The organism is Streptomyces sp. NPDC045695, from assembly GCF_056432025.1.
Genome location: NZ_JBWKJU010000020.1, coordinates 21,893 through 38,900, shown reverse-complemented (window position 1 = coordinate 38,900; position 17,008 = coordinate 21,893). Strand labels below are relative to the sequence as shown.

Below are 17,008 nucleotides of genomic sequence, written 5' to 3'. Positions count from 1 at the left end.
CGACGCCTTCCAGGAAGACGATACGGAGGAGCCCGGCCCGATCAGGATCGGCCCGGGCTCCTCCATTCCCCCGAACAACCGCACGCAGGCGTCAGCCCTTCACGCAGATGACCTGCTTCAGCTTCGCCACGACCTGCACGAGGTCGGTCTGCTGGTCGATGACCTGCTCGATGGACTTGTACGCGCCCGGGATCTCGTCCACCACGCCGGAGTCCTTACGGCACTCCACGCCCTTGGTCTGCTCCGCCAGGTCCCGCGCCGAGAACTTCTTCTTCGCCGCCGTCCGGCTCATCTTCCGGCCCGCTCCGTGCGAGGCCGAGTTGAAGGACTTCTCGTTGCCGAGCCCCTTCACGATGTACGAGCCCGTACCCATGGAGCCGGGGATGATCCCGTAGTCACCGCTGCCGGCCCGGATCGCGCCCTTGCGCGTGACCAGCAGGTCCATCCCGTCGTACCGCTCCTCCGCCACGTAGTTGTGGTGGCAGCTGATCTCCCGCTCGAAGGAGACCTTCGCCTTGCGGAACTCCCGCCGGACGACCTCCTTGAACAGGCTCATCATCGCCGCGCGGTTGTACTTGGCGTACTCCTGCGCCCAGAAGAGGTCGTTGCGGTAGGCATCCATCTCCGGGGTCGCCGCCAGGAACACCGCCAGGTCGCGGTCGACCAGGCCCTGGTTGTGGTCCAGGCTCCTGGCCACGGAGATGTGGTGTGCCGCCAGCTCGTTGCCGATGTTCCGGGAGCCGGAGTGCAGCATCAGCCAGACCGAACCTGACTCATCCAGACAAAATTCGATAAAATGATTACCGGAACCGAGCGTTCCGATCTGCTTCGTGGCGCGTTCCTGACGGAATTTGACCGCATCGGTGAGGTAGTCGAAGCGCTCCCAGAGACTTTCGTAGCCGTCGACCGAGAAGCCGTACAGGCGCGACGGGTCCACGGCCTCCTTGTGCAGGCCCATGCCCACCGGAATCGCCTGCTCGATCTTCGAGCGGAGCTTGGACAGGTCGCCCGGCAGGTCGTTGGCCGTCAGTGACGTCTTCACCGCCGACATGCCGCAGCCGATGTCCACGCCCACCGCCGCCGGACAGACCGCGTCCTTCATGGCGATCACCGAGCCGACCGTGGCGCCCTTGCCGTAGTGGACGTCCGGCATGACGGCCAGGCCCTTGATCCACGGGAGCGTGGCGACGTTGCGCAGCTGCTGCATCGCGCCGTCCTCGACCGACGCCGGGTCGGTCCACATGCGGATCGGGACGTTCGCCCCGGGCACCTCTACATACGACATACGGATCAATCCCCCGGAAACCACACGAAGCTCAGAAAGCTCACAAAGTTCAGAATACGCAAAAGCCTCGCTCTTGATCCCAAATACGACAGGGGACCGGCGCCAGCACCAGCGTGTGCGATAGACATTGTGTCCATCCGCGCCCAAGTCGCGGCAACGCATTTTCCTGACCGTCGGGGGTCCGCCGGTCGAAGGGAGCCAGTGGACGTGCAGCGCAAGGCGGTACGGCGAGGATCGCGGGTCCTGCCAGGCATCGCGGTGCTGGTCGCGCTCGCGGCCGGTGCGGCCGGTCTGACCGGCTGCACCGGCGGGAGCGGCGGCGGCAGCCCCAGCGACTCGAAGGCGGGCGGCAGCACGCCCGCGCCGGCCCAGCCGGGGAAGTACCGCAGCCTGCCCGCGCCCTGCAAGGCCGGCGTCGACAGCAAGAAGCTCAAGGCCATGCTCCCGGCCGCGCCGACCCTCACCCCCGAGCAGCGCGACCAGCTGTACGCCGGCGTCGCGGACGCCTCGTACGACGGCGACCGGCACGTCGGCTGCCGCTGGACCGCGCAGACGCCCGAGGAGACCCGGCTGCTGTCGGTCGGCTTCGAGCGCGTGGTCTCGTACGACCGGGCCGCATCCAGCGACGACGACAAGGCCAAGCAGGTCTACGTGCGCCGGCTCACCGACGCGCACCTGCCCTTCCCCGGCCCCACCGGGAGCCCGACCCCCACGCCCGCCGGCGCCACCACCCCGCCGCCCGCGGCCCCGCCCGCCGCCGGTGCGCCCTCGCCCGGCGCCCCCTCGCCCGGCGCGCCGTCCCCGAGCACCAGCCCGGCGCCGCCGGTCGAGCTCGGATCCCGCGTGCTGGAGGACCTCGGCACCCAGGCCTTCATCGAGGACAAGCTGAGCCCGGCCGGGGCCACCGCGGCGCAGACCCGCACCGTGCGGATTGTGTTCCGCACCTCGAACGTCATCGTCACGGTCGAGTACAGCGTGCAGCCCGCCCTGCCCGGTACGGTCCCGCCGAGCACCGAAACCCAGGACAAGGCGCGGCAGTTGGCGCAGGCGCTGGTCGAGCGTTTCAACGAGTGAGCGGTGCGCGCCGCGCCCCGGCGTGACGGCGCGCACAGCACGCGCACGCCCGCTCGGGCTACCGTTGCCAGGGTCCCGCGCCCGAAACAGCGCCCGAAACAGCGTCCGAAACGGCGCCCGAACGGCCTCCGAATGACCGCCCGAAGCAGGGTCCGCATCGGACCCACGAACGTACCGAAGGAATCATGCACCGATCAGCCTCGCGCCTCACTCGCGTTCTCGCCTGCGCAGCCGTCCCGGTGATCCTCACCGTCGCCGGGTGCTCGTCCGACTCGGGCAAGGACTCGGGCTCGAACGGCGGCAAGAAGTCCGATTCCTCCTCTTCGGCCAAGCCCAACGCGAAGGCCTCCGCCGCGCTGGAGAAGGCGGCGTTCGCCACGCTGCCGGACCCCTGCAAGTCGGTCCAGACGGCGACGATAGAAAGCCTCGTCCCGGAGGCGAAGGACAAGAACGGCTCGGCGACGAAGTCGAACGACCTGACCACCCGTGCCAGCTGCTCCTGGAACGGTCTGGACGAGGACGGTCTGAAGGGCTCGCAGTACCGCTGGCTCTCGATCTCGCTCTTCCGCTACGACTCGCACGCCTCCCTCGGCGGCGCCGGCAAGCGCGCCGAGGAGCAGTACAACAAGCAGCTTGAGGCGGCGAAGGCGACCGAGGGCGCGGAGAACGTGAAGGCCGAGCCGGCGGGCGGCATCGGCGACCAGGGCACGTCGGTCGTCTACACGGCGAAGAAGGACGTGGACTTCTTCAACACGACGATCGTGGCGCGCACCCAGAACGTGGTGGTGACGCTCGACTACAACGGTGCGGCGTACGAGGGTGCGGGCGCTCCCGACCAGGCCAAGCTGCTCCAGGACGCGATCGCGGCGGCGAAGGAAGTCGTGGCCTCGGTCGACGCCGCCAACCAGAAGCCCGCCGAGCAGCCGCAGTCGCCGCAGCCCCAGCAGTGACGGCGGCGCCACGGCGGGACCTCCTGGAGCGCTGACATCCAGTCACCCGTACGCTGTGCCTGCTGCGGCTTGGTAAAGGCTCGGTAAGCACGCAGCGCCAGCACGCAGCACCAGCACGCAGCACGCAGTACTCAGCAAGGAGAGGGGATCGCGGGTGGCCGCGATGCAGCTGACTCGTACGCACCGAATACTCATCGGCGTCGTCGTCGCGGGAGCCGTGGTCATCGCGGGCATCGGCTTCGCGGGCTCGTACGCCGCGGTGCGCACCCTCGCGGAGCAGAAGGGCTTCGGCAACTTCTCGCTGGTGTTCCCCATCGGTATCGACGCGGGCATCTGCGTGCTGCTGGCCCTGGACCTGCTGCTGACGTGGATGCGCATCCCCTTCCCCCTGCTGCGCCAGACGGCGTGGCTGCTGACGGCGGCGACGATCGCGTTCAACGGTGCGGCGTCCTGGCCGGACCCACTGGGTGTCGGCATGCACGCCGTGATCCCGATCCTGTTCGTGGTGACGGTCGAGGCCGCCCGGCACGCGGTGGGCCGGATCGCGGACATCACCGCGGACCGGCACATGGAGGGCGTGCGCATCACGCGGTGGCTGCTGTCCCCGCTCCCCACGTTCAAGCTGTGGCGCCGGATGAAGCTGTGGGAGCTGCGCTCGTACGAGCAGGCGGTCGCCATGGAGCAGGACCGGCTGATCTACCAGGCCCGCCTGCAGGCGCGGTACGGGCGCTTCTGGCGGCGGAAGGCGCCGGTGGAGGCGTTGATGCCGCTGAAGCTGGCCCGGATCGGCGTGCCGCTGAAGGAGACGGCGCCGGAGGCGCTCGCGGTGACGGGCATCGAGCCGGCGGTGCTGGCGCCACTGGCGCAGCAGAACCCGGCCGCCGCCGCCTCCGCCCCGGGCGCCTTGGAGCTCGTCCAGCAGCCCGCGCAGTCGCCGTCCCCGTCGCCGTCCGGGCCCCTGGCGGCGCCGCCGGCCGCCGCGACGCACGCGCCGCCGCCGTTCGCGGTGGAGCCGACGGCGATGCCCGCGGCCCACAACAGCGCCTGGTTCGCGGCGCCGCTTGCGCCGCAGGCGGCGTACGAGGGCGGTTACAACCCCCAGTACGTCGAGGGTCTGGAGCCGACGCCGGTGCTGCCTCCGATGGGTCCGGAGGAGCAGCAGCAGGTGCAGCCCGACGTTCCGATCCCGGCTCCCCGCCAGGAGCACGCCCAGCCGGACCCTGGTGCGCAGGCCCAGGCCCAGCAGGCCGCGCAGCCCCACGAGGCTCCCGAGGAGGGTCCGGCGACCCCGGACGAGGCCGAGTTCGCCGAGGTGGCCTACAAGGTGTTCTGCGCGCTGGCCGACGAGAAGCAGGACTGGCCGTCGATCGAGGCCCTCGACATACACCTCTCGGACCGCTACGGCGTGACCCACCCGCGCAGCGGCTCCCTGCTCCGCCGGATGATCCCGGCGTTCAAGCAGCGCTACAACAAGGACCGCGCGGCCGAGCACATCGCGTAGCAGCGGCGGCAGCCGGTACGTGAAAGGGCCCGCACCCCCCGAGGGGTGCGGGCCCTTTCGCGTACGTGCTTGACGCGACTCAGACCGCGAGCAGCTTGCGCACCCGGTCGGCGCCGACCGCCAGCAGCAGCGTGGGCAGGCGCGGACCGGTCTCCCGGGTCACGAGCAGCCGGTACAGCAGCGCGAAGAACGTGCGCTGCGCGACCTTGAGCTCCGGCGTCGGCTTGGCGTCGGGCTCCAGCCCGGCCATCACCTTCGGCACGCCGTAGACGAGCGTGGTCAGCCCGTCGAGGGACCAGTGGGAGTCGAGGCCTTCGAGGAGCAGGCGCAGCGACTCGCGGCCCTCGTCGTCCAGGGACGACAGGAGCTCCGTGTCCGGCTCCTCGCGCACGAGGGTGCGCTGGTCGGCGGGGACCTGGGTGGTGATCCAGTTCTCCGCGCGGTCCAGGCGCGGCCGTACCTCGTCGAGGGAGGTGAGCGGCTTCTCCGGCTCCAGGTCGCTCAGGATCCGCAGGGTCTGCTCGTCGTGCCCGGCGGTGATGTCCACGACCGAGGCGAGCGTGCGGTACGGCATGGGCCGCGGGGTGCGCGGCAGCTCGCCGGCCGCGGTGCGCACGGCGCGGCTGTGCGCGGCGGCGTCGGCGGGCAGGACGGAGCCGTCGGCGACCTTGGCCTCCAGCTTGTCCCACTCGTCGTAGAGCCGCTGGATCTCCTGGTCGAAGGCGATCTTGAAGGACTGGTTCGGGCGGCGGCGCGCGTACAGCCAGCGCAGCAGCTGCGGCTCCATGATCTTCAGGGCGTCGGCCGGGGTCGGCACCCCGCCCTTGGAGGAGGACATCTTCGCCATGCCGCTGATGCCGACGAACGCGTACATCGGTCCGATCGGCTGCTCGCCGCCGAAGATGTGCACGATCTGGCCGCCGACCTGGAAGGACGAGCCGGGCGAGGAGTGGTCGACGCCGGAGGGCTCGAAGATCACGCCCTCGTAGGCCCAGCGCATCGGCCAGTCGACCTTCCAGACGAGCTTGCCGCGGTTGAACTCGCTGAGCTTGACCGTCTCGGTGAACTCGTCCTCGGTGCAGACGTAGGTCATCTCGGTCGTCTCGTCGTCGTACGAGGTGACCTTGGTGAAGTCCTTGCCGCACTCGCCGCAGTACGGCTTGTACGGGAAGTACCCGCCCTCGCCGGTGCTGCCGTCGTCCTCGGCGGCGGCGCCGGAGCCCTCGGCGGCCTCCAGCTCGGCCTCGTCGACCGGCTTCTGCTGCGGCTTCTTGCCGCCCGGCTTCTGCTTGGTGCGGTACTGGTCGAGGATGGCATCGATGTCGCCGCGGTGCTTCATCGCGAACAGCACCTGCTCGCGGTACACGCCGGTGGTGTACTGCTCGGTCTGGCTGATGGGGTCGTACTCGACGCCCAGCTCGGCCAGTGCCGCGGTCATGGCGGCCTTGAAGTGCTCGGCCCAGTTCGGGTACGCCGATCCGGCCGGGGCGGGCACGGCGGTCAGGGGGCGCCCGATGTGCTGGGCCCACGACTCGTCGACGCCGGGGACGCCCGCAGGAACCTTCCGGTACCGGTCGTAGTCGTCCCAGGAGATGAGGTGGCGGACCTCGAAGCCCCGGCGGCGGATCTCGTCCGCGACCAGGTGCGGGGTCATGACCTCGCGGAGGTTGCCCAGGTGGATCGGGCCGGAGGGGGAGAGTCCGGACGCGACGACGACAGGTTTGCCGGGTGCTCGGCGCTCCGCCTCGGCGATGACCTCGTCCGCGAAACGGGAGACCCAGTCGGTCTCGGTGCTGCTCTGAGCCACGACACGTCCTTCTATCTCGAATGCTGGCTTCAGCCATTCTCCCAGACGAAGCGGGTCGCTCCGAGGTTGCTTTTCCCACGGGAAACGGGTTGCCCCCACGTGGGATACTCGGCACTTGTCGGAACAACCAAGTGCACCCACCGGCACGACCTCACAGGAACGGCAGCTCATGGCCTCGGTCCCTTCCCTCGCTTCCTCCGTCAACCAGCGCGTCGCGGACGCCCTTGCCTCCGCCCTGCCGGAGGCCGGTGGCGCGGACCCGCTGCTGCGACGAAGCGACCGGGCCGACTTCCAGGCCAACGGCATCCTGGCGCTCGCGAAGAAGGCGAAGGCCAACCCGCGCGAGCTGGCGACGACGGTGGTCGAGGGCATGGCAACCGGTGACCTGATCCAGGAGATCGAGGTCTCGGGTCCGGGCTTCCTCAACATCACCATCACCGACAAGGCGATCATCGAGACCCTCGCGGCGCGGGCGGGCGACGACCGCCTCGGCGTCCCGCTCGCCGCGAACCCGGGCACCACGGTGATCGACTACGCCCAGCCGAACGTCGCCAAGGAGATGCACGTCGGCCACCTGCGCTCCGCCGTGATCGGTGCGGCGATGGTGGAGATCCTGGAGTTCACGGGCGAGAACGTGGTCCGTCGCCACCACATCGGCGACTGGGGCACCCAGTTCGGCATGCTCATCCAGTACCTCCTGGAGCACCCGCACGAGCTGGACCACAAGTCGGACGCGGAGGTCTCCGGCGAGGAGGCCATGTCCAACCTCAACCGCCTCTACAAGGCCTCGCGCGCGCTCTTCGACTCCGACGAGGAGTTCAAGACGCGGGCCCGGGCCCGGGTGGTGGACCTCCAGGCGGGCGACCCGGAGACCCTCTCCCACTGGCAGCGGTTCGTGGACGAGTCGAAGATCTACTTCTACTCGGTCTTCAACAAGCTGGACATGGACATCCAGGACCCCGACGTGATCGGCGAGTCCGGCTACAACGACATGCTGGTCGAGACCTGCAAGCTGCTGGAGGAGTCGGGCGTCGCCGTCCGCTCCAACGGCGCGCTGTGCGTGTTCTTCGACGACGTCAAGGGGCCGGACGGCAACCCGACCCCGCTGATCGTGCAGAAGTCGGACGGCGGCTTCGGCTATGCGGCCACCGACCTGTCGGCGATCCGCGACCGCGTGAGCAACCTCGGCGCGACCACGCTGATCTACGTGGTCGACGCGCGGCAGTCCCTGCACTTCAAGATGGTCTTCGAGACGGCCCGCCGGGCGGGCTGGCTGGGCGACGACGTCAAGGCCGTGCAGCTGGCCTTCGGCACGGTCCTGGGCAAGGACGGCAAGCCGTTCAAGACCCGCGAGGGCGAGACGGTGCGGCTGGTGGACCTGCTGGACGAGGCGATCGACCGGGCGGCGGCCGTCGTGCGGGAGAAGGCCCAGGACCTGTCCGAGGCCGAGATCGGCGAGCGGGCCGTGCAGGTCGGCATCGGCGCGGTGAAGTACGCGGACCTGTCCACCTCCGCCGCGCGCGACTACAAGTTCGACCTGGACCAGATGGTCTCGCTCACCGGTGACACGTCCGTGTACCTCCAGTACGCGTACGCCCGGATCCAGTCCATCCTGCGCAAGGCCGGGGACGCGCAGCCCGCCGCCCATCCGGAGCTGGTCCTCGCCCCGGCAGAGCGCGCGCTGGGCCTGCACCTGGACCACTTCGGCGAGCTCATCGCCGAGGCGGCCGCGGAGCACGCCCCGCACAAGCTGGCGGCGTACCTCTACCAGCTGGCCTCGTTCTACACGACCTTCTACTCGGAGTGCCCGGTCCTGAAGGCCGAGACCCCCGAGCAGGTCGAGAACCGCCTCTTCCTGTGCGACCTGACCGCCCGCACCCTCACCAAGGGCATGTCCCTCCTCGGCATCCGGACCCCCGAGAAGCTCTGACACGCGGCGTGTGACCGGGCCGGCGCGCGGTTCGCCCGTGTGCCGGGCCGGTCACCCGAACGGCCCGGTTCGGTGTGTACGGCACGGGTAGGGGACGGCCCGTCCTTCCCCCTCCGAACGGGAGAGCCCCCGTGCCCGACAAGAACGGCCCCTACAAGCCCGGCACCCCGTGCTGGATCGACCTGATGGTCCCCGACCAGCAGGCGGCCCTCGACTTCTACTGCGGCCTCTTCGGCTGGCAGGGCGAGATCGGCCCGCCCGAGCAGGGCGGGTACTCCGTCTGCACCCTCAAGGGCAAGCCGGTCGCCGGAATCATGAAGGCGATGAACCCGGACGGCACCATCCCCGACCCGATGCCGCCGACGGTGTGGACGACGTACCTGTCCACCGACGGCATCGACTCCACCCTCAAGTCCGTCACCGCCGAGCGGGGCCAGGTCATGATGGGCCCGATCGACGTCATGGACCTGGGCCGGATGGCCGTGGTCGCCGACCCGACCGGCGCCGTCTTCGGCCTGTGGGAGCCGGGCACCTTCCCCGGCGCGGGCATCGTCAACGAGCACGGCGCGCTGATCTGGAACGAGCTCAGCACCGGCGACCCCGAGGCCGCCGGCGCGTTCTACTCCGCCGTCCTGCCGATGACCGTGACCGCCTCCGAGGAGGAAGGCGGCCAGCCGTACACGGAGTTCAAGGTCGGCGGCCACGTGGTGGCCGGGATGATGAGCCTGGACCGGATGCCGCCGGGCACGCCCCCGAACTGGCTGCCGTACTTCCACACCGACGACGTGGACGCCACCGTGGCCGCGGCCGGTGAGGCGGGCGGCAAGGTCATCGCCCCCGTCTTCGACACGCCGGTGGGCCCCATGGCCGTCCTGGCCGACCCGCAGGGCGCGCCGTTCGCGGTGATCACGGTGCGCGAGCCGGACCGGCCCGCCTGACGCCGCGACCCCGCCCGCGCGGCAGCTCAGCGGAGCTCGCACCACACCACCTTGCCCGGCGCCCGGGGCAGCACCCCCCAGGCGTCGGCGAGGCCGGCCACGAGCGTGAGCCCCCGCCCGAGCGGCCGTCCGGTGATCCGGGAGAACCCGGGCCCGCTGTCGTGCACCTCGACCCGGACGGTCCCGTCCTCGAAACCGAACAGCCGCAGCAGGTACCCGCGGCCGCGCGGGACCCCGTGCCGCAGCGCGTTGGTCGCCAGCTCGCTCACGCAGAGCAACGTGTCGTCGAGGCGTTCGGTCGCCCCCCACGCCCGCAAGGTGTCACGTGTGAACTGGCGCGCAGCTGCGACGGATCGGGGTGAGCGCAGGTAGACCCGCTCGCGCATGAGCGCCGCCTGAATAGTTGGATTCACGGGACGATCGTCGCGTTCCGTGACTAGCGTGTGGCTGAGCGCCGACCCGTACTCCTTGATGAGTACGGGTCCGCACGGGGTATTCCGCCTACGTGGGTGGGGAGTTCGCTGTCATGCCACCGAGAAAACGAGTACGGCCGAACGCGACGACCATGAAGATGGTCGGCGCGATGGTGGCCGCCGCCCGCATCGCCAAGAACCTGACCCAGAAGCAGCTGGGCGAACTGGTCCGGCTGGACGCGGAGACCATCGCTTCGATCGAGCAGGGCCGCCGCGCGCTGATGCCGAACGTCGCGGAGTTGATGGACTTGCACCTGGGCCTGCCGGGCCTGCTGACCGTGGCGGCGAACGAGATGCCGACCATCGACGCGACTCCGCCGTGGGCCGAGGAGTACATGGGCCTTGAGGCAAGCGCGATCGCACTCTCCTGGTTCGACAACCAGGTGGTGCCGGGCTTGCTCCAGACGGAGAACTACGCCCGGGCCGTCTTCAGGTGCCGAGTCCCGGCGCACCCTGAGGCGGAGATCGAGGCGCTGACGGACCGCCGCATCGTGCGCCAGCAAATTCTGCGCCGCAGTACGCCACCGACCCTGAGCTTCGTCATCTCGGAGGCCGTACTCCGCGACAGGCTCGGAGGAGACGATGTGTACGAGGAGCAGCTGCACCACCTCCGCGCCTGCGCCGACCTGCCGGATGTGAGCCTCCAGGTGATGCCGCTGGGCCGGACCTCACACGCCGCTCTCGACGGACCGTTCATCCTCCTGGAAACGCCCGACCACCAGCACCTCGGCTATACCGAAACCCAACGCGGTAGTCAGCTCATCTCTGACCCCGATGAGGTCAGCATCATGGCGCGCAAGTATGCAATGCTGCGGACTCAGGCCCTCAACACGGAGCAGACGCGGGGCCTGTTGAGCCGCCTGCTAGGAGAGACATGAGCGCCGCGACCTCACTGAAGTGGTTCAAGTCCAGCTACAGCGGCAGCGAAGGCGGCGCCTGCCTGGAAGTCGCCGTGGCCTGGCGCAAGTCCTCGTACAGCGGCGGCGACGGCGACGCCTGCGTCGAGGTGGCCCCCGGCCGGGACACGGTCCACGTCCGGGACTCGAAGGTCCAGGACGGGCCCGTCCTGACGCTCGCCCCGGCGAGCTGGGCGGCGCTGACCGGCTGGGTGGCTCGATGACGGAAGCCCGCATCGATGAGGCGGGCAACATCCTGGTCACGCCGTCGACGTTGCGCGGCAACGACCTGGTCAGGGACTTCTTCGGGTCCGTGATCACACCGGAGGACCTCGCCTCCGGTTCGCCCGACCTCGCGCGGAAGACCGTCTACCTGTGCGGCGACGTGTCCGGGATCAGCCGCCGCCAACTGGGCGCTGCCGACCGGGTGTTCGTCATCCGGGAGCTGTCGCACGGTGACGACGGGGGCGTTGACACGCCTTGGACCCCCGTCGGTGTCGGCCGGGTTCCCGTCCGGGTACACGGTGCCGGCGTGTTCTACCGGCGCTTCTTCGACCTCGACGGCTATCACTTCGGACGGATCCGCGCGGAGCACGCCTTCCAGTCCCTGACGGAGTCCACCAAGCCCGGCACGGCCCATCGCAGCGGCATCTACCTGACGCCCGTCGAGCAGAACGGCGACGAACTGCATTTCCGCCTGCTCCGGTGCTCCACGAATCTCTCGGGGCCGACCGAGGGCTTTCGCCCGACTGACACCCACATCGTCGAGGCTCTGAATCGTGAGGCCGCCGCCGTCTTCCGGAACCAGGCACCGCTGAACCATGTCCTCGCGCAGATCTACCACAACACCCAGGCCACGGCGGAGCGCAAGCAGTCCAAGGCCCGAATATCGGCCCATGCCGACAAGACCAAGGACATGCCCGGCAATGGCGTCATGGCCTTCTGCACTTTCTATGACGGGCTCGAAAAGCTGCAGCCTATGGCCGAGGACGCCTTCGACTACGGTGTGAAGCGTGCCAGCGGGCTGACCAGGCTCCACTTTCGCCTCAAGGAGCCGATCGGGGAACGCGACGGGGTCGCGCTCCCCTCGCAATTCGCGCTGACCCTCTACCCGGGTTCCGTTTTCTTCATGCCGCTGTCCACCAACCGCCTTTATACGCACGAAATCCGGCCTTCGACGTTGGGCGCCGAGATGCTTCCGACCCGTCTGGGGTACGTGGTGCGCTGTTCGGGCGCCGAAGCCGTTCGCAAGGACGGCCACACGTTCCTCAAAGCGGCCGGGGAGCTGGTCAAGCTGGGGCCGCCCACACCAGAGGGCATGGCCGAGCTGCGCAGGCTGTACGCCGAGGAGAACCAGACCTCGTCCTTCATCGACTACGGCGACGCATTCCTCTTCAGCATGAACACGGGAGACTATCTTGCCCCCCGCGTCTAGGATCTCGGACGCCGTCATCTCGCTCTCGTTGCCGGCCCATGAGGATCTCTTCACGGAGCTGTCCACGTCGGCGCTTCTGGAAGACGTGGGAAAGGGCCGGCGAGGTGCCGTGCTCACCCGTGTCGACGAGGCTGAGGGCGTGCCTCTCGTACGCACCACCACTCGATACGGCAACCCGGCGCAGCGTTTCCGCGCGGTGCACGAACGGCTGGCGCAACAGGTGCAAGAGCGCACGGCGATCCCGGTCGGCTTCAACAACGCTCTCATCGAGAGCTATACGAACGCGTACAGGACCATGGGCAGCCATAGCGACCAAGCCCTGGACCTGGCCGAAGGGTCTTTCATCGCCGTCTTCTCCTGCTACCGGCATCCCGAAGCGGGCCCACCACGGAAGCTGGTATTCGAATCGAAGGGGTCGGGAGCCGACACGTTCGAGGTCCCTCTCGCCCACCACAGTGTCGTCGCGTTCTCCGTCGACTCGAACCGGCGGTTCAAGCACAAGATCGTGCTGGACGCGCCCGTCCCGATGGCGGACAACTCATGGTTGGGCGTGACGTTTCGGACGTCGAAGACCTTCGTCCGGTTCCGTGACGGACAGGCGTACCTCCCGCAGGGCGCACGCCTCACGTCGGCCGACGACGAGCAGCGGCGCGAGTTCTACCGACTACGGCGCCGCGAGAACGATGAAACGGACTTCATCTACCCCCCGATGACGTACACCGTCAGCGAGAGTGATCTACTGCCGCCCCTCTGACCCCGACCTCAGGGCGATGAGGGCCTGCGCCCCGTCGCCAGCGGGGCCAGGCCGTCCAGGATGCGGTCCAGGCCGAAGCGGAACTGGAAGTCCGGCTCGCCGGAGCCGGAGAACGCGTCCGAGGCCAGCAGTCGCGTCACCGCCGGGTGGCTGTCCGGTCCGGTCATGAGCCGCAGCGTGCGGACGTACTGGCCGAGCGCCTGCTCCGGGGCGGTCCCCGACTTCATGATGGCGTCCATCATGTCGGCGGCCATCGTGGCCTCGTTCCGTACCAGGCCCCCGATCAGGATGATCGTTGAGAGCTTCTCGCTCTCCTTCAGGGCCGTACCGGCCATCGACGCGAGGCCCCGGTCCATCCAGGCGAGCTGGTTCGGGGAGACAGGCGCGGCGGTGATCGGGATGCGCAGGATCCAGGAGTTGGCCATCAGGACGGCCCGCTGCGCGTACGCCCAGTTCGTCAGCAGTTCGCGCCAGTCCCATGCCTGTGCCTCGGGCGGCAGCGGCGGCGGGGTGCCGACGCCCGCGTCGGCCATGAGGACGTAGAGCTCCTCCTTGGCGGCGACGTAGCGGTAGAGGGACATCGTCGAGACGCCCAGTTCCTTGGCCACGCGGCCCATGGAGACGGCGTCCACGCCCTCGGCGGCGGCCAGGGCCACCGCCGCATCAACGATCTTCGGCAGCGTGAGCGTGGGGCGCGGCCCCTTGCCGGGGCGTTCGCGCAGGCCCCAAGCCATTTCCAGGCTCGCAGGGAGCCCTGTCCCGCTGTCCTCGTCCGCCATGACCGCCCGCTCCTCGATTGACCCCCATCCTAGTTCTGTGTATTACTTACACAGAAGAGCGTAAGGCATACGCAGAAAGAGCCCGGGAAGGGAGCACATCCCCATGACCCCGCACGCCTCCGGTGACCTCGGCATCCACGCCACCGGCCTGACCAAGGCCTACGGCGACCTCCGCGTCCTCGACGGCATCGACCTCGCCGTCCCGCGCGGCAGCGTCCTCGCCCTCCTCGGGCCCAACGGCGCCGGAAAGACCACCACCGTCCGGATCCTCGCCACCCTCACCGCGGCCGACGCCGGAACCGTCCGCGTCGCCGGACACGACACCGTCACCGCACGGGCCCGCGTCCGCGAACTGATCTCCCTCACCGGCCAGTTCGCCGCCCTCGACGACCTCCTGACCGGCATCGAGACCCTGCGCATGATGGGCCGGCTCGCCGGGCTCTCCCCGCGTAAGGCCCGCGCCCGCGCCGACGAACTCCTCGCCCGCTTCGGCCTCACCGAGGCCGCCGGCCGCACCGCGAAGACGTACTCGGGCGGCATGCGGCGGCGCCTCGACCTCGCCGCGAGCCTCGTCTCCCGTCCCGAGGTGGTCTTCCTGGACGAGCCGACCAACGGCCTCGACCCGCGCAGCCGCCAGGACCTGTGGGACCTCGTCCGGGAGCTGCGCGCCGACGGCACCACCGTCCTGTTGACCACCCAGTACCTGGAGGAGGCCGACCGGCTCGCCGACCGCGTCGCCGTCCTCTCCGGGGGCCGCATCGCCGCCGAGGGCACCCCGGCCGAACTGAAGTCGCGCGTCGCCGGACACCGCCTGGACCTGACCCTCGCCACCGGCGCCGCCTACGAGGCCCTCGCCCCGCGCGCCGTCCACCTCGACCCGGACGGGCTCACCCTCGGCCTGCCCACCGACGGCACTGCCGCCCACGTCCGGGCCCTGCTCGACGAACTCGACCCGGACCGCACCGCCGTGGACCGCTTCGCCGTCCGCAGCGCGACCCTCGACGACGTGTTCCTCACCCTGACGGGAGCCGACCGATGACCGCCGTACCCGTGAGCGCCCTCGCCCTCGCCGGCCGCAGCCTGCGCATCAGCAGCCGCCGGCCCGACGCCCTGATCGCGGCCCTGATGCTGCCCGTCATGCTGATGCTGATCTTCGTCTACTTCTTCGGCGGCGCCATCGACACCGGGACGGCGTACGTGACGTACGTGGTCCCCGGCGCCATGCTGCTCTGCGCGGGCTTCGGCGCGGCCTCCACCGCCGTCAGCGTCGCCGAGGACATGACGAACGGCGTCATCGACCGCTTCCGCTCCCTCGACGTCGGCGGCATCCCCATCCTCGCCGGACACGTCACCGCCTCGGTCCTGCGCAACCTGATCTCCACCACCCTGGTCCTCGTCGTGGCCCTCGCGATCGGCTTCCGGCCCCAGGCGGGCCCGGCCGCCTTCCTCGCCGCGGCCGGCCTGCTGCTGACGTACATCACGGCGATCTCTTGGCTGGCCGCCGCACTCGGCCTGCTCGCCAAGTCCCCGGAAGCCGCGGGCGGCTTCACCTTCCTGATGATGTTCCTGCCGTACCCGTCCAGCGCCTTCGTCCCCATCGACACCATGCCCGGCTGGCTGCACGGCTTCGCCGATCACCAGCCGCTGACCCCCGTGATCGAGTCCCTGCGCGCCCTGCTCCTGGCGCAGCCCGCCGGGGACGCCCCCTGGGTGGCCCTGACCTGGTGCGCGGGCATCACGGCCGCGGCCGTGGCCCTGTCCTCGGTCCTGTTCCGCAGCAGGACGCGCTGAGGGGCTCCTCGCCAGGAGAAGCCCCTCGGCACACCGACGCCGCGTACCCGCTCAGCCGTTGAGCGGGTAGGAATGCCGGCCCGTCGCCTCGTCGATCTCGGCGTGGGCCTTCTGCAGCATCTGCGACGCGAGATCCATGAGCGCGCGAGCACCCGCGATCTCTTCCCCGACCCTCAGCTGCTCCGGGTCGGAGGGGTGACGCAGGGCGTAGCCCCGCGCCTTGATCTCGGAGCCGTCCCCGAGTCTGACCAAGGCCGCCGCACTGGTGCGGTGGCCGTCCTCGGTGAATTCGAGCTCCACATGCCACCCGACGAGCGTGGACATGGTGCATCACCTCCAGGGGGTCACCCTTCCCTCCAGGGTGCGCCCACGGGGGAGGCGGCGCGAGCCGGACGCACGCGGGCCCCGAGCCCTCAGCCGCCGGTCAGAGCCGCCGCCACCGCCAGGAACCACGCCCCGTACGAGAACGGCTCGGGCGGGTTGACCTCCATGCCGAGTTCCGCCGCGGCGAGGGCGTAGTCGCCTTCGTCCATGGGGAGAGCGAGGAGCTCGTGGAGTTCCCCCACCAGGCGGGCGACGAGCTGGGGGTCGGTGGTGGCGGCGTAGTCCGCGACGGCCGCCTCGTGGTCGGGGAACTCGTCGACGATGTCCTGCGAGAACCAGCCCCCCAGCAGCTGCGCCGTCTCCGGGAACCGCGCGTGCCACTCCCAGTGGGTCTGCGGGGTCGCCGGCGGCGGCGCCTCGCCGTCCTCGACGCTCTGCTTGAGGTGGTCGGCGAGCACGAGGAGCCAGTCACCGATCGCGGACTGCGGGATCCCGACGTCGGGGACGGCGTAGAACTCGCCGAGGTCGATCCGCAGGCGCCCCGGGGGGTTGCGGCCGTACTCGCGCAGCTGACGCTCCGCCTCCGCGATGGCCCAGGGGCGGGTGTGCCAGGTGTGGCGCAGATAGGCGTCCAGGGCTCGGCTGCGGCGCTCGGCCGTGTCGTCGGCGCTCTGGCCGAGGTAGGCGCGCAGTACCTGATCGAGCTCGCCGTAGCGCCGGTCGTGCTCAAGGGGCTTCATGGACACGGTCGCACTGCCTCTACGGGTAGAACGGGACGGTGGTCTGGACGACGAACCCGTACGGGCTGTCGGGCTCCCGCCGCAGGACGACGCGCGCGGCGCGGACGTCGAGCGGTTCCTGTCCGGCGAGCAGCATCGCCTCCAGCAGCACCCGGCCGACGGGCTCCTCACGGGACGGCCATGCGGCCTCGATGGTGAGGCGGGCCCGGGTCCCCTGGGCGAGCCAGCGGTGGATGACCTGCTCGTTGGCGGTCACCACCTGCTGGGTGGCCCACTGGGCGGTCTCCCGGTCGGGGTAGGTGGCGGATCGGGTCAGCATCGGATCATTGTC

At 70.0% G+C, this 17,008-nt stretch carries 18 protein-coding genes; 11 read left to right on the top strand and 7 right to left on the bottom strand.

Features of this window, described 5'->3' with window-relative positions; all coding sequences use genetic code 11:
* Positions 1 to 91 precede the first annotated feature (91 nt).
* Entirely contained in the window at positions 92 to 1,285 is a 1,194-nt protein-coding gene (locus AC07DU_RS27230; protein WP_479114196.1) for an RtcB family protein, read from the bottom strand.
* Between the two features lie 207 nt (positions 1,286 to 1,492).
* Between AC07DU_RS27230 and AC07DU_RS27225 the strand changes: the two genes are divergently transcribed.
* The 3 genes from AC07DU_RS27225 to AC07DU_RS27215 all read left to right on the top strand — a co-directional run bounded on the left by AC07DU_RS27225 (position 1,493) and on the right by AC07DU_RS27215 (position 4,810).
* Entirely contained in the window at positions 1,493 to 2,359 is an 867-nt protein-coding gene (locus tag AC07DU_RS27225; protein WP_479114194.1) for a DUF3558 domain-containing protein, read from the top strand.
* A gap of 185 nt (positions 2,360 to 2,544) precedes the next feature.
* Positions 2,545 to 3,309, top strand: coding sequence for a DUF3558 family protein (locus AC07DU_RS27220; RefSeq protein ID WP_479026046.1), 765 nt, complete (start codon positions 2,545 to 2,547; stop codon positions 3,307 to 3,309).
* Between the two features lie 154 nt (positions 3,310 to 3,463).
* Complete coding sequence (locus tag AC07DU_RS27215) at positions 3,464 to 4,810, top strand: DUF2637 domain-containing protein (RefSeq protein ID WP_479114192.1); 1,347 nt, start codon at positions 3,464 to 3,466, stop codon at positions 4,808 to 4,810.
* A gap of 79 nt (positions 4,811 to 4,889) precedes the next feature.
* Here the strand turns inward: AC07DU_RS27215 and lysS are convergent, their stop codons facing one another.
* Positions 4,890 to 6,617, bottom strand: coding sequence for a lysine--tRNA ligase (gene lysS / locus AC07DU_RS27210; RefSeq protein ID WP_360901274.1), 1,728 nt, complete (start codon positions 6,615 to 6,617; stop codon positions 4,890 to 4,892).
* A 169-nt stretch (positions 6,618 to 6,786) separates the two neighbouring features.
* Between lysS and argS the strand changes: the two genes are divergently transcribed.
* Entirely contained in the window at positions 6,787 to 8,547 is a 1,761-nt protein-coding gene (gene argS, locus AC07DU_RS27205) for an arginine--tRNA ligase (protein ID WP_479114189.1), read from the top strand.
* Positions 8,548 to 8,678: 131 nt separating this feature from the next.
* Positions 8,679 to 9,485 (top strand): VOC family protein, encoded by an 807-nt coding sequence (locus tag AC07DU_RS27200; protein WP_479114187.1) that lies wholly within the window; start codon positions 8,679 to 8,681, stop codon positions 9,483 to 9,485.
* A gap of 26 nt (positions 9,486 to 9,511) precedes the next feature.
* Here AC07DU_RS27200 and AC07DU_RS27195 read toward each other — a convergent pair whose 3' ends face one another.
* Positions 9,512 to 9,898 (bottom strand): ATP-binding protein, encoded by a 387-nt coding sequence (locus tag AC07DU_RS27195; protein WP_479114185.1) that lies wholly within the window; start codon positions 9,896 to 9,898, stop codon positions 9,512 to 9,514.
* A 113-nt stretch (positions 9,899 to 10,011) separates the two neighbouring features.
* Between AC07DU_RS27195 and AC07DU_RS27190 the strand changes: the two genes are divergently transcribed.
* The 4 genes from AC07DU_RS27190 to AC07DU_RS27175 are packed head-to-tail and all read left to right on the top strand — an operon-like array spanning position 10,012 to position 13,043.
* Positions 10,012 to 10,836, top strand: coding sequence for a helix-turn-helix domain-containing protein (locus AC07DU_RS27190; RefSeq protein WP_479114183.1), 825 nt, complete (start codon positions 10,012 to 10,014; stop codon positions 10,834 to 10,836).
* Complete coding sequence (locus AC07DU_RS27185) at positions 10,833 to 11,078, top strand: DUF397 domain-containing protein (protein ID WP_360901283.1); 246 nt, start codon at positions 10,833 to 10,835, stop codon at positions 11,076 to 11,078. The genes AC07DU_RS27190 and AC07DU_RS27185 overlap by 4 nt, the downstream gene beginning before the upstream one ends.
* Entirely contained in the window at positions 11,075 to 12,289 is a 1,215-nt protein-coding gene (locus AC07DU_RS27180; protein ID WP_479114180.1) for a hypothetical protein, read from the top strand. Before AC07DU_RS27185 ends, AC07DU_RS27180 begins: the two co-directional genes overlap by 4 nt.
* A complete protein-coding gene (locus AC07DU_RS27175) occupies positions 12,273 to 13,043 on the top strand; it encodes an alpha-ketoglutarate-dependent dioxygenase AlkB (RefSeq protein WP_479114178.1) in 771 nt (256 codons plus the stop codon). Before AC07DU_RS27180 ends, AC07DU_RS27175 begins: the two co-directional genes overlap by 17 nt.
* An 8-nt stretch (positions 13,044 to 13,051) precedes the next feature.
* On the opposite strand, the gene AC07DU_RS27170 is transcribed toward AC07DU_RS27175, so the two are convergent.
* Positions 13,052 to 13,822 carry a TetR/AcrR family transcriptional regulator gene (locus AC07DU_RS27170; RefSeq protein WP_479114176.1) on the bottom strand — a complete coding sequence of 257 codons (771 nt, stop codon included), beginning with the start codon at positions 13,820 to 13,822 and terminating at the stop codon, positions 13,052 to 13,054.
* Positions 13,823 to 13,925: 103 nt separating this feature from the next.
* Here AC07DU_RS27170 and AC07DU_RS27165 point away from each other — a divergent pair, with 103 nt between their 5' ends.
* Both AC07DU_RS27165 and AC07DU_RS27160 read left to right on the top strand, forming a co-directional pair.
* Positions 13,926 to 14,861, top strand: a complete 936-nt coding sequence (locus tag AC07DU_RS27165) for an ABC transporter ATP-binding protein (RefSeq protein ID WP_479114174.1) — start codon at positions 13,926 to 13,928, stop codon at positions 14,859 to 14,861.
* A complete protein-coding gene (locus tag AC07DU_RS27160; RefSeq protein ID WP_360901298.1) occupies positions 14,858 to 15,613 on the top strand; it encodes an ABC transporter permease in 756 nt (251 codons plus the stop codon). The genes AC07DU_RS27165 and AC07DU_RS27160 overlap by 4 nt, the downstream gene beginning before the upstream one ends.
* Before the next feature lie 51 nt (positions 15,614 to 15,664).
* Here the strand turns inward: AC07DU_RS27160 and AC07DU_RS27155 are convergent, their stop codons facing one another.
* From AC07DU_RS27155 to AC07DU_RS27145, 3 genes are all read right to left on the bottom strand, one after another.
* A complete protein-coding gene (locus AC07DU_RS27155) occupies positions 15,665 to 15,937 on the bottom strand; it encodes a DUF1876 domain-containing protein (RefSeq protein ID WP_360901301.1) in 273 nt (90 codons plus the stop codon).
* 89 nt (positions 15,938 to 16,026) lie between these two features.
* On the bottom strand, positions 16,027 to 16,683 hold the full coding sequence (locus tag AC07DU_RS27150; protein ID WP_479114172.1) for a contact-dependent growth inhibition system immunity protein: 657 nt from the start codon (positions 16,681 to 16,683) through the stop codon (positions 16,027 to 16,029).
* 13 nt (positions 16,684 to 16,696) lie between these two features.
* Entirely contained in the window at positions 16,697 to 16,996 is a 300-nt protein-coding gene (locus AC07DU_RS27145; protein WP_209470104.1) for an RNase A-like domain-containing protein, read from the bottom strand.
* Positions 16,997 to 17,008: the final 12 nt, after the last annotated feature.

Bases quoted from the DNA above. Each gene is read 5' to 3' on its own strand.
- AC07DU_RS27230 (WP_479114196.1), bottom strand. From the start codon at position 1,285: ATGTCGTATGTAGAGGTGCCCGGGGCGAACGTCCCGATCCGCATGTGG.
- AC07DU_RS27220 (WP_479026046.1), top strand. From the start codon at position 2,545: ATGCACCGATCAGCCTCGCGCCTCACTCGCGTTCTCGCCTGCGCAGCC.
- argS (WP_479114189.1), top strand. From the start codon at position 6,787: ATGGCCTCGGTCCCTTCCCTCGCTTCCTCCGTCAACCAGCGCGTCGCG.
- AC07DU_RS27190 (WP_479114183.1), top strand. From the start codon at position 10,012: ATGCCACCGAGAAAACGAGTACGGCCGAACGCGACGACCATGAAGATG.
- AC07DU_RS27185 (WP_360901283.1), top strand. From the start codon at position 10,833: ATGAGCGCCGCGACCTCACTGAAGTGGTTCAAGTCCAGCTACAGCGGC.
- AC07DU_RS27180 (WP_479114180.1), top strand. From the start codon at position 11,075: ATGACGGAAGCCCGCATCGATGAGGCGGGCAACATCCTGGTCACGCCG.
- AC07DU_RS27170 (WP_479114176.1), bottom strand. From the start codon at position 13,822: ATGGCGGACGAGGACAGCGGGACAGGGCTCCCTGCGAGCCTGGAAATG.
- AC07DU_RS27165 (WP_479114174.1), top strand. From the start codon at position 13,926: ATGACCCCGCACGCCTCCGGTGACCTCGGCATCCACGCCACCGGCCTG.
- AC07DU_RS27160 (WP_360901298.1), top strand. From the start codon at position 14,858: ATGACCGCCGTACCCGTGAGCGCCCTCGCCCTCGCCGGCCGCAGCCTG.
- AC07DU_RS27155 (WP_360901301.1), bottom strand. From the start codon at position 15,937: ATGTCCACGCTCGTCGGGTGGCATGTGGAGCTCGAATTCACCGAGGAC.
- AC07DU_RS27145 (WP_209470104.1), bottom strand. From the start codon at position 16,996: ATGCTGACCCGATCCGCCACCTACCCCGACCGGGAGACCGCCCAGTGG.